10 protein-coding genes and 1 tRNA gene are annotated in these 9,096 nt (G+C 62.6%); 6 read left to right on the top strand and 5 right to left on the bottom strand.

Features of this window, described 5'->3' with window-relative positions:
- The coding region (locus tag ACHWRX_RS00930; protein WP_394657755.1) for a hypothetical protein at positions 1-190 on the bottom strand (190 nt) is incomplete at its 3' end.
- A gap of 251 nt (positions 191-441) precedes the next feature.
- A tRNA-Arg gene (locus ACHWRX_RS00925) sits at positions 442-518 on the bottom strand.
- A 119-nt stretch (positions 519-637) separates the two neighbouring features.
- Here ACHWRX_RS00925 and ACHWRX_RS00920 point away from each other — a divergent pair.
- Both ACHWRX_RS00920 and recF read left to right on the top strand, forming a co-directional pair.
- On the top strand, positions 638-1,426 hold the full coding sequence (locus ACHWRX_RS00920; protein ID WP_288417209.1) for a queuosine precursor transporter: 789 nt from the start codon (positions 638-640) through the stop codon (positions 1,424-1,426).
- A 35-nt stretch (positions 1,427-1,461) separates the two neighbouring features.
- Positions 1,462-2,550, top strand: a complete 1,089-nt coding sequence (gene recF, locus ACHWRX_RS00915) for a DNA replication/repair protein RecF (RefSeq protein ID WP_394657754.1) — start codon at positions 1,462-1,464, stop codon at positions 2,548-2,550.
- A gap of 40 nt (positions 2,551-2,590) precedes the next feature.
- On the opposite strand, the gene ACHWRX_RS00910 is transcribed toward recF, so the two are convergent.
- Both ACHWRX_RS00910 and ACHWRX_RS00905 read right to left on the bottom strand, forming a co-directional pair.
- Complete coding sequence (locus ACHWRX_RS00910; RefSeq protein ID WP_343055831.1) at positions 2,591-3,190, bottom strand: arylesterase; 600 nt, start codon at positions 3,188-3,190, stop codon at positions 2,591-2,593.
- Positions 3,191-3,297: 107 nt separating this feature from the next.
- The gene (locus ACHWRX_RS00905; RefSeq protein WP_058736100.1) at positions 3,298-3,759 is read right to left on the bottom strand and encodes a DUF805 domain-containing protein; all 462 of its coding nucleotides are present in this window, start codon (positions 3,757-3,759) and stop codon (positions 3,298-3,300) included.
- Positions 3,760-3,956: 197 nt separating this feature from the next.
- On the opposite strand from ACHWRX_RS00905, the gene typA reads away from it, so the two are divergent.
- Positions 3,957-5,789, top strand: coding sequence for a translational GTPase TypA (typA, locus tag ACHWRX_RS00900; protein WP_394657753.1), 1,833 nt, complete (start codon positions 3,957-3,959; stop codon positions 5,787-5,789).
- A gap of 298 nt (positions 5,790-6,087) precedes the next feature.
- Positions 6,088-6,459, top strand: coding sequence for a hypothetical protein (locus ACHWRX_RS00895; protein ID WP_394657752.1), 372 nt, complete (start codon positions 6,088-6,090; stop codon positions 6,457-6,459).
- A gap of 100 nt (positions 6,460-6,559) precedes the next feature.
- Here the strand turns inward: ACHWRX_RS00895 and ACHWRX_RS00890 are convergent, their stop codons facing one another.
- On the bottom strand, positions 6,560-7,414 hold the full coding sequence (locus ACHWRX_RS00890; protein ID WP_394657751.1) for an outer membrane protein: 855 nt from the start codon (positions 7,412-7,414) through the stop codon (positions 6,560-6,562).
- 248 nt (positions 7,415-7,662) lie between these two features.
- Here ACHWRX_RS00890 and ACHWRX_RS00885 point away from each other — a divergent pair, with 248 nt between their 5' ends.
- Both ACHWRX_RS00885 and ACHWRX_RS00880 read left to right on the top strand, forming a co-directional pair.
- Positions 7,663-8,196, top strand: a complete 534-nt coding sequence (locus ACHWRX_RS00885) for a hypothetical protein (RefSeq protein ID WP_394657750.1) — start codon at positions 7,663-7,665, stop codon at positions 8,194-8,196.
- A 127-nt stretch (positions 8,197-8,323) separates the two neighbouring features.
- A partial coding sequence (locus ACHWRX_RS00880) for a glycosyltransferase (protein WP_394657749.1) occupies positions 8,324-9,096 on the top strand: 773 nt, incomplete at its 3' end.

Genomic DNA, 9,096 nt, shown 5'->3' with positions numbered 1-9,096 from the left:
AAGCGGTCGACCATTCCGGCGCCATGTTGTTGGCGCTATGGACCCGCCCGAACCGCTTGTCCGACGTGACTGGCGTTACAAAATACGCCTGCGGAAACCCGATCGCGGCGAAGGCCTGCATCGTCGCGTCACGCAGTGCAAGAACCGATTTGACGGCGCGCAGTCCTGCCAGACCCGTGCGTAGCTGCATTCAACCCTCCAGCAGCGCTCTGTTCTAGCCACTCCGCGACAAGAAAGTGGATACGCTGTGGTGACATTCATGCAGCCCGGGTACGGGACTTGTCATCAGCAAAATCGCAGCACGCATGCACTCCGATCCGCCGAGCCTGATTTGGGCAATTTTGCGATGATGATCGCGCCCATTACGCACGGAAATGGCGCGCCCGTTCGAACGCAGTTCGAACTAGTCTTTAAACTAAGGGTGACCAATTTCTCTGAAATTGGCGCGCCCGACAGGGTTCGAACCTGTGACCCCAAGCTTAGAAGGCTCGTGCTCTATCCAGCTGAGCTACGGGCGCGCGCGGTGCCGCCATAGCGCGGATCGCCCGTCGCGCAAACGGCGCGTGGGTTCAAATCGTGGAGCCGGCCATTGCAAATGCCCTTTGCCGGCGCCCTATCCCGCGTTACGCACAAGGGCATGAACGAACCCACGCTCTCCCGCCTGGATGGCACGACCGGTGCGCGCCGGCATTTTCGCTATTTCGATTATGTAATGGCTGCTTTCGTCGCGATCCTGCTGCTGTCCAATCTGATCGGCGCGGCCAAGCTGGCGACCTGGCAGGGCTTCACGTTCGGCGCTGGCATCCTGTTCTTCCCGGTCAGCTATGTCATCGGGGACGTGCTGACGGAGGTCTATGGCTATGCCAACGCCCGTCGCTGCGTATGGATGGGCTTTTTCGCGCTGATCTTCATGGCCTTCATGAGCTTCGTCGTAGTCGCCATGCCGCCTGCCGCAGACTGGGGCTGCGCCGCCAGCGCCGATCCGCTCTACGCCGGAATCATTGCTAAGACGAGCGCAGGCCAAGTCTGTCAGGCGACATATGTATCGGTATTCGGCAGCACGTGGCGGATCGTTCTTGCCTCCTTGATGGCATTCTGGGCGGGCGAATTCGTCAATTCGTTTGTCCTTGCGCGCATGAAGGTGTGGACGGGCGGCAGGCATTTGTGGGCCCGCACCATCGGCTCCACCGTGTTCGGCCAGGCCGTGGACAGCGCGATCTTCTATCCGGTGGCTTTTCTGGGCACCTGGACGACGCATTCCGTTCTGGTGGTGATGGTCACCAATTGGGCAATGAAAGTCCTTTGGGAGGCGGTGCTGACTCCGGTGACCTATGCCGTAGTCGGCATGCTAAAGCGCCGCGAAGGCGTGGATGTGTTCGACGAGGGCACGGACTTCTCCCCCTTCGCAAAGGCGCGCGTGGTTTGACGCGGAGCCCCCCGCACGGCTAGGCCCGCGCCACGATGGCGCTTGACCGCATCCTGCTTTCCAATTTTCGCAATCACCGCGACACGCAGGTCGAGGGGACCGCTCGCTTCAATTTGCTGGTCGGTGAAAACGGTGCCGGCAAGACCAACGTGCTGGAAGCGATCTCGCTGTTTGCCCCGGGCCGGGGGATGCGCCGTGCCGCCCTTGCCGACATGCCTAGCCATGGCGGCGGCGGCGGATTCGCGGTCAGCGCCGACCTTGGCGGGCGCGGCGAGCCGGTGCGTCTGGGGACGGGTATCGCGCAAGACCGGCCCGGACGGCGCGTGGTTCAGATCAATGGCGCGGAGGCCCCGGCCGTGCGCTTGGGGGAATGGCTCTCCATCGGATGGCTCACCCCCGCGATGGACCGTCTCTTTTCCGAAAGCGCGGGCGGACGGCGACGGTTCCTGGACAGGCTGGTGCTGGCGCTGCGGCCCGGCCATGCCACCAATGCCAGCCGATTGGAAAACGCGCTTCGTGAACGCAACAGCATGCTCACGGACGAGCGAGCACCCGATCCCCGATGGCTCGACGCAATCGAAGCGCAAATCGCGGAGGTAGGCGCGCAAGTGGCGCAGGCCCGGTTGGAGACGGTGGAAGGGCTGGACGCCGCCCTCGCCAGTTTGCCGGACTCGCCTTTCGCACGGCCGCAATTGCGGTACCGCGCGGGCGGCCCCCTGCCCAGCGATGCGCTGGCGGCCGCTCTGCGAGACGGTCGATCGCGCGATCGCGCGGCGCAGCGCACGCTGACCGGGCCGCACCGTGACGAATTGGAGGTCGTGCTGGCGGCCAAGAACCAACCGGCGGCGGATTGCTCTACCGGCGAGCAGAAGGCCATGCTGATCGCGATCGTTATGGCTCACTCGGCGCTGCTGGAGAGTGTCGGCGAGCGTCGGCCCCGGCTGCTGCTGCTGGACGAAGTCGCGGCGCATCTCGATCCGATCCGCCGGGAAGCCTTGTTCGAGCGGCTGCGAGCCGGCGCGGCGCAAGTATGGCTGACCGGCACCGAGGCGGCGCCCTTCTCGGCCATCCTGCGCGAAGCGTCCGTGTGGAGCGTAGAAGGCGGCATGGTTTCGCGCCGCTGACGACGTAGTCTTCCGCTCGATCATCGCGGAGGAGAACAGTTCAACCTTTCGGCAGCGCCTCCGCCACGTCGTCAACCGTCGCCGCCACCATTTCTTCCACGCCCAGCGCAGTCGGATGAACGCGGTCAGGCTGAACCAGATCGGGCTTGTCCATCAACGGCTGCAGGAAGAACGGGACCAGCACCGCACCATATTTGTGGGCCAAAGACGGATAGATCGGATTGAAATCCCGCGCATAATCCTGGCTCAACATCGGCGCCGCCATCATCCCCAGCACCATGATCCGGATACCGCGCTGGTTCAGCACCGCCAGTATCCGGTCCAGGTTGGCACGGGTCTCCGCCGGAGGTTTGCCCTGCAGCATATCGTTGCCGCCCAGGCTAATTATCACCAAGTCGGGCTTCGCCGTCTGCGCATCCAGAACGGAGGCCAGCCGTTGCAGCCCCTGCGCCGTGGTCTCCCCCGATATTCCCGCGTTGACGACCCGGGCGTTCACACCCCGAGAACGCAGCGCGCTCTCCAGCTTCGCCGGGTAGCTGTCTCCTTGGTCCAGCCCATATCCCGCAAGCAGCGAATCTCCGAAAGCCAGGATTGGCCGGTCAGGGCCCATCACCGGGATTGCCGGCGGCGCGTCGGCCAAGTCTTCGCTAGGTTTCGGGTCTGGTGGCGCGGCGCCGTTACAGCTGGCCAATGCCGCCATCCCTATCAAGACAAAGCAAAGTGCCGGACGACGCGCCACGCCAAGGCTCAGGCGAACACCTCGGCGCTGGATGGGTCCTTAGGATCGGGGCCGAAGCGGTTTGGCCCGCGCGTACCGGGAAGCAGCGTGATCACCAGGAAGGCGATGCTGACGAGAAAGCCGACCAGCGGGATCATCGAAAGAACCACGAAGCCCAGATACCACCAGCCGCTCATGTCGCGATCGTGTAGGCGGCGCACGGTGACGGCTATGGTTGGGATGATCGTGGCCAGCCAGTATATCAGGAACAGAATGCCCATCCCGCCGAACAGGACGGTCATGGCCGCGCTGTAGCTGTCCGTTCCCACGTCGCGGAAGGATTGCCAGGACCCGGTCGTACCCAGGATCAGCGCGGTCAAAACGGCATAGACGATGACGTTGAACAGAGCGAAGGCCCAGAACTCCAGCCGGCGGGAACGGCCCCTGAAATCCGCGTAACGCCGGAACGGCAGGATCATGTATTCGAACATGGATTGGCCCCTGTTTTTATTGCACCCATCCCGATGATACCGGTAAAAACCGGGTGCGAAAGTCGAAATGATGGAACGCGAAACATGCTCGTTGGTTCTGGCAAGCTTGCCCAACGGGGCGATTTCGATTAAGGGCGCCCGGATTGTGCGGTGCAGCGAAGCATCGCGGTACCACTCCTCGAACTTACAGGCCTATCATGTCAGCCCCGCTTCCGCTGCGCAATATCGCGATCATCGCGCACGTCGACCATGGCAAGACCACGCTCGTCGATCAACTTTTCCGCCAGTCCGGCACCTTCCGCGACAACCAGCGCGTGGAAGAGCGCGCGATGGACTCCAACGATCTCGAAAAGGAGCGCGGGATCACGATTCTCGCGAAGCCGACTTCGGTGGAGTGGAACGGTTACCGCATCAACATCGTCGACACCCCCGGCCACGCCGATTTCGGCGCCGAGGTGGAGCGCATCCTCTCGATGGTGGACGGCGTGATCCTGCTGGTCGACAGCTCGGAAGGCGCGATGCCGCAGACCAAGTTCGTGACCGGCAAGGCGCTGGGCCTTGGCCTCAAGCCGATCGTGGTGGTCAACAAGATCGATCGTCCCGATGGCCGCCATGCCGAAGTGCTGGACGAGGTGTTCGACTTGTTCGTCAGCCTGGACGCGAATGACGAGCAGTTGGACTTCCCGACCCTCTACGCGTCGGGCCGCAACGGCTACGCCAGCGAGGATCCCGATGCGCGTGAAGGCACGCTGACCCCGCTGTTCGAGAAGATCGTGGAGCATGTCCCGGCGCCTGCCGCCGATGTCGATGGCCCGTTCAAGTTCCTCGTCACCCTGCTCGATCGTGACAACTTCCTTGGCCGTATCCTCACCGGCAAGGTTCAGTCCGGCACCGTGAAGGTCAACGATCCGATCCGCGCGTTGGATAACGACGGCAACATCGTTGAAGTGGGCCGCGCTTCCAAGCTGCTCGCTTTCCATGGCCTCGATCGCGTTCCGGTCGACGAAGCCAAGGCGGGTGATATCATCTCGATCGCCGGCCTGACCACCGCGACCGTTTCGAACACGATCGCCGACATGTCTGTGACCGAGCCGCTGCACGCGCAGCCGATCGATCCGCCGACCCTGTCGATGCGCTTCGCCGTCAACGATTCGCCGATGGCCGGTCGTGAAGGCAGCAAGGTGACCAGCCGCATGATCCGTGACCGCCTGGCGCGCGAAGCGGAATCGAATGTCGCCATCCGCGTGACCGAGAGCGCCGACAAGGACAGCTTCGAAGTGGCCGGCCGTGGCGAACTTCAGCTTGGCGTCGTCATCGAGACGATGCGCCGCGAAGGCTTCGAACTGGGCATCAGCCGCCCCCGCGTGCTGTTCGGCACCGACGAGCAAGGCAAGCCGACCGAGCCTTACGAAACCGTCGTGATCGACGTCGACGATGAGTTTTCCGGCACGGTCGTCGAGAAGATGGCCGTTCGCAAGGGCGAGATGACCGACATGCGTCCGTCGGGCGGCGGCAAGACCCGCATCACCTTCTCCGCCCCGTCGCGTGGCCTGATCGGTTATCATGGCGAGTTCCTTTCGGACACGCGCGGCACCGGCATCATGAACCGCTTGTTCGAGAAGTACGGCCCCCACCGTGGCCCGATCGCCGGTCGCAAGAACGGCGTGTTGATCTCGAACGGCGCCGGTGAAGCTGTTGCCTACGCGCTTGGCCCGCTTGAAGAGCGCGGCGTGCTGTTCGTCGGTGTCGGCGAGCCGCTGTACGAGGGCATGATCATCGGCGAAAACGCCAAGCCGGACGATCTTGAAGTGAACCCGATGAAGTCCAAGCAGCTGACGAACTTCCGTTCGACCGGCAAAGACGACGCCATCCGCCTCACGCCCCCGCGCGTGATGACGCTGGAACAGGCGATCGCGTACATCGATGACGATGAGATGGTGGAAGTGACCCCCAAGTCGATCCGCTTGCGCAAGGCTCTCCTGGATCCGAACGAGCGCAAGAAGGCCAGCCGCAAGAAGAACGCAGCCTGAGCCTGACAAGGGTCGGCACCCGCTGACCCAGAAAACCACATTACGGCCGAGGCGATCGAAATCGCCTCGCCCGTTTTTGCATCCGGTGAGTTCGCGCAAATACGCGCGCGCTTCATCGATGAAATCTCGAAAAGGTCACCCGCCACACCGCCCGTTCATAACGGCGATCGTTTTCCTGAACAATCGCTGCAATAGATGTCCGCGATTGGTTCAGCCGAGCACAACTATACGAGTCTCAACACTTGATGCGCGAACAGCCAGGCAGTGGCGACGCCTCCGTCAAGCAAGGAGACCGATCATGGACTTCGTCAAGAAAACAGTTCTAGCTACCACACTCGCCGCCAGCGCGCTGGCCACCGCTTCACCCGCCACGGCGCGTGACTATTACCGCGATTATAATCGGCGGGGTAGCGACACGGCTGCTATAGCTGTGGGTGCTGGTATCGTGGGATTGGCAATTGGCGCGATTGCCGCGTCCAATTCGAACCGCCACTACCGCGATCGGTACTATTACGACCGTCTCTATTATCGTGATGGTGGGGATTATTATCGTAACCAGTATTACTACCGCCAGAACCCGTACTACAACCAGTATCGCGGGCGGGACTATCGGGGGTACGACTACGGCCGTGGCTACGACAATGGGTATTGGGGCCGCCGCGGTTACTGATTTTGCTTAGCCTGACAGCGGCTCCCCTTGCACGCTGTCCAGGCAAACTGGCGCCCGGCTCGCAAGAGCCGGGCGCCTTTTTACATCGTGATCAATCGGCTCAGAAGTGGAAGCCGACGGTCGCACGCAGCGAATGGAAGTTGAAATCGCTGTTCGTCAGCTTGATGTTCGAACCATTGCCACCACCCGTCAGGAAGGGATTGGTGACAGGCGCAGTTCCGCGATCAACGGCTACGTTGTACTTGTTGTCCTTGTAGCGGTTGTAGAGGTACTCAACGCCCAGGCTGACGTTGTTCGTCACCATGATCTCGGCGCCGCCGCCGGCCTGCCAGCCCCACACCATCTTGCCGTCACGATTTTCAGAGAAGGAATTCGCGGAGTTGGTGGTGAAGAAAGAGTGGTTGATCTTGGCCATGCCGCCACCGCCCGTGACATAGAACAGCGCACCGCCGCCCGGCGTGTAACCTGCGCGCAGACGACCGGACACGTTGTACTTCAGCTCACGCTCGAACGTATAGCTGGCGGGGGTGGTGCTGAAACCGGTGGTCCGGTCAACAGCTTCGTTCTTGCTGGCTTCGACGAGGCCACCGAAAACGAAGTTGTTCATGCGGTAATCGTAACCGATACGGCCACCGTACTCGATGCCGTCCTTGTCGCCACGGCAACCGCTGGCGCGGGTCGCGCCCCGAGCGCCACCGTCACAGAAGCCTGGCGAGAAAGCGTCGGCGCCATTGGCGAGCGTCACCACGTCATTGTAGCGGCCGTCACGGTTGGTGTCGAAACGCAGCGAGTCGCCAGTATCCTTGCCGCGCGAGGCAGAGCCGAAGAACCCCTGGATGTATGGGCCGCTGAAGTGACCATCGCGATCCGGTCCGGCATCCTGCGCAAAAGCCGGCATTGCGACCGCAGCGGCTAGGCCGAGAGCGATTGCGGTCATGGTGGAACGTGTCTGCATGTAAGCTTCCTGATAAATTGGCTGAACTACCCTGCCCTTGGCTGCACTAAGTCTTGCGGGGCTGAAGGGTTTCCGCACGATATTCGCTTACCGGGAACCTGTGACATCGTTGCAACATTTATCAAGCGGACGCCCGGACCTGCGGGTTAAGACCCGGTTCAGCGCCTTTTTGGTCAACCCAAAGTGCTCGACCATTCGAGCCGCCCGCCGATCCGCCGTACTTGGCTGGCACGGAAGGGAGAATGAGAATGAAGACGTTTTTCAAGACTGTAAGCGCGGCGGCGACCCTGGCGGTGGCGTCCCTGGGCCTTGTGCAGACCGCCGAAGCACGCCCCTATTGGGACCGTCGTGGTGATGACACCGCCATCGCGATCGGTGCCGGCCTGGTAGGCTTGGCGGTAGGCGCGGTTCTGGCCGATCGCGGCGATGGCCGCTACTACGACAACCGCTATTACCAAAGCCGCCGTTACGTGCGCGTCGCTGGTTACCCCGACTACTACTATTATTATGACGGTGCGCCGGGCCGCTACTACCGCGATCGGTATTTCGGACAATCTGGATACTATGGATATGGCTGGAACCGGGGTTACGGCGGTGATCGCTGGGGCCATGGTTACGATCGGTGGGACCGCCGCGACTGGGATCGCCGGGGATGGTACGGTCGGGATTGGAATCGGCGTGACTGGGACCGGCGCGACCGGGCCTGGGATCGCGGTGACTGGCGCCGTGATCGCCGCAACTGGGAGCGACGCGATGGGGATCGCCGCGGCGGTCGCTGGTAAGCGCTTCATATAAATGCCGAAACGTGGAGAGCCCGGCCGTGCGTCGGGCTCTTTTCTCATGCGCCGTCTTGCGATTGAACGCTCGGCGCTCGCCAAGTGCGATACGCGCCGCTAAGGCGCAGCCACCATGGACATCGCGGACCTGCGCATCGCCCTCTTCTCGGGCAATTACAACTATGTCAGGGACGGAGCCAATCAGGCGCTGAACCGCTTGGCCGGATATATGCTGGATCAGGGCGCGTCGGTGCGTGTCTATTCTCCCACGGTACCCGAACCCGCCTTCGAGGCGACGGGCGATCTGGTGGGTGTAAGGGCGCTGCCGATCCCGGGCCGCGGGGAATATCGCTTTCCCCTGTGGTTGCCCCTCAACGTGCGCCGAGACCTGAAGCGGTTTGCGCCCAACGTGATTCACGTCTCGTCGCCCGATCTCGTGAGCCATCAAGCGGTATCCTGGGCCCGCAACCGGCAGCTCCCGGTCCTGGCGTCGGTCCATACCCGGTTCGAAACGTACTTCCGGTATTACAACATGGCTTGGGCCGAGCCTGTGATGGAGGCGATCCTGCGCCGCTTCTACCGCCGCTGCGATGCGCTGGTCGCCCCGTCGGAGAGCATGGCGCAAGTGCTGCGCGAGCAGCGCATGAACTACGATATCTCGATCTGGTCACGCGGTGTGGATCGCGACATCTTTCATCCGGGCGCCCGTTCTGACGCGTGGCGGCGCTCCTGCGGCATCGGCGATGACGAGATCGTGATCGGCTTTCTGGGCAGGCTGGTGATGGAAAAGGGGCTGGACGTCTTTTCCGATTCGATCGACGCATTGCGGCGGCGGGGCGTGCCGCACAAGGTGATGGTCATCGGCGAAGGCCCCGCGCGCGAGTGGTTCGAGAGCCGCCTGCCCGG

This window comes from uncultured Novosphingobium sp. (assembly GCF_964277725.1).
GTDB classification, from domain to species: domain Bacteria; phylum Pseudomonadota; class Alphaproteobacteria; order Sphingomonadales; family Sphingomonadaceae; genus Novosphingobium; species Novosphingobium fluoreni.
This window is presented reverse-complemented; position numbering and strand designations above follow the sequence as displayed.

Bases quoted from the DNA above. Each gene is read 5' to 3' on its own strand.
- ACHWRX_RS00920 (WP_288417209.1), top strand. From the start codon at position 638: ATGAACGAACCCACGCTCTCCCGCCTGGATGGCACGACCGGTGCGCGC.
- ACHWRX_RS00885 (WP_394657750.1), top strand. From the start codon at position 7,663: ATGAAGACGTTTTTCAAGACTGTAAGCGCGGCGGCGACCCTGGCGGTG.
- recF (WP_394657754.1), top strand. From the start codon at position 1,462: ATGGCGCTTGACCGCATCCTGCTTTCCAATTTTCGCAATCACCGCGAC.
- ACHWRX_RS00895 (WP_394657752.1), top strand. From the start codon at position 6,088: ATGGACTTCGTCAAGAAAACAGTTCTAGCTACCACACTCGCCGCCAGC.
- ACHWRX_RS00905 (WP_058736100.1), bottom strand. From the start codon at position 3,759: ATGTTCGAATACATGATCCTGCCGTTCCGGCGTTACGCGGATTTCAGG.
- ACHWRX_RS00890 (WP_394657751.1), bottom strand. From the start codon at position 7,414: ATGCAGACACGTTCCACCATGACCGCAATCGCTCTCGGCCTAGCCGCT.
- typA (WP_394657753.1), top strand. From the start codon at position 3,957: ATGTCAGCCCCGCTTCCGCTGCGCAATATCGCGATCATCGCGCACGTC.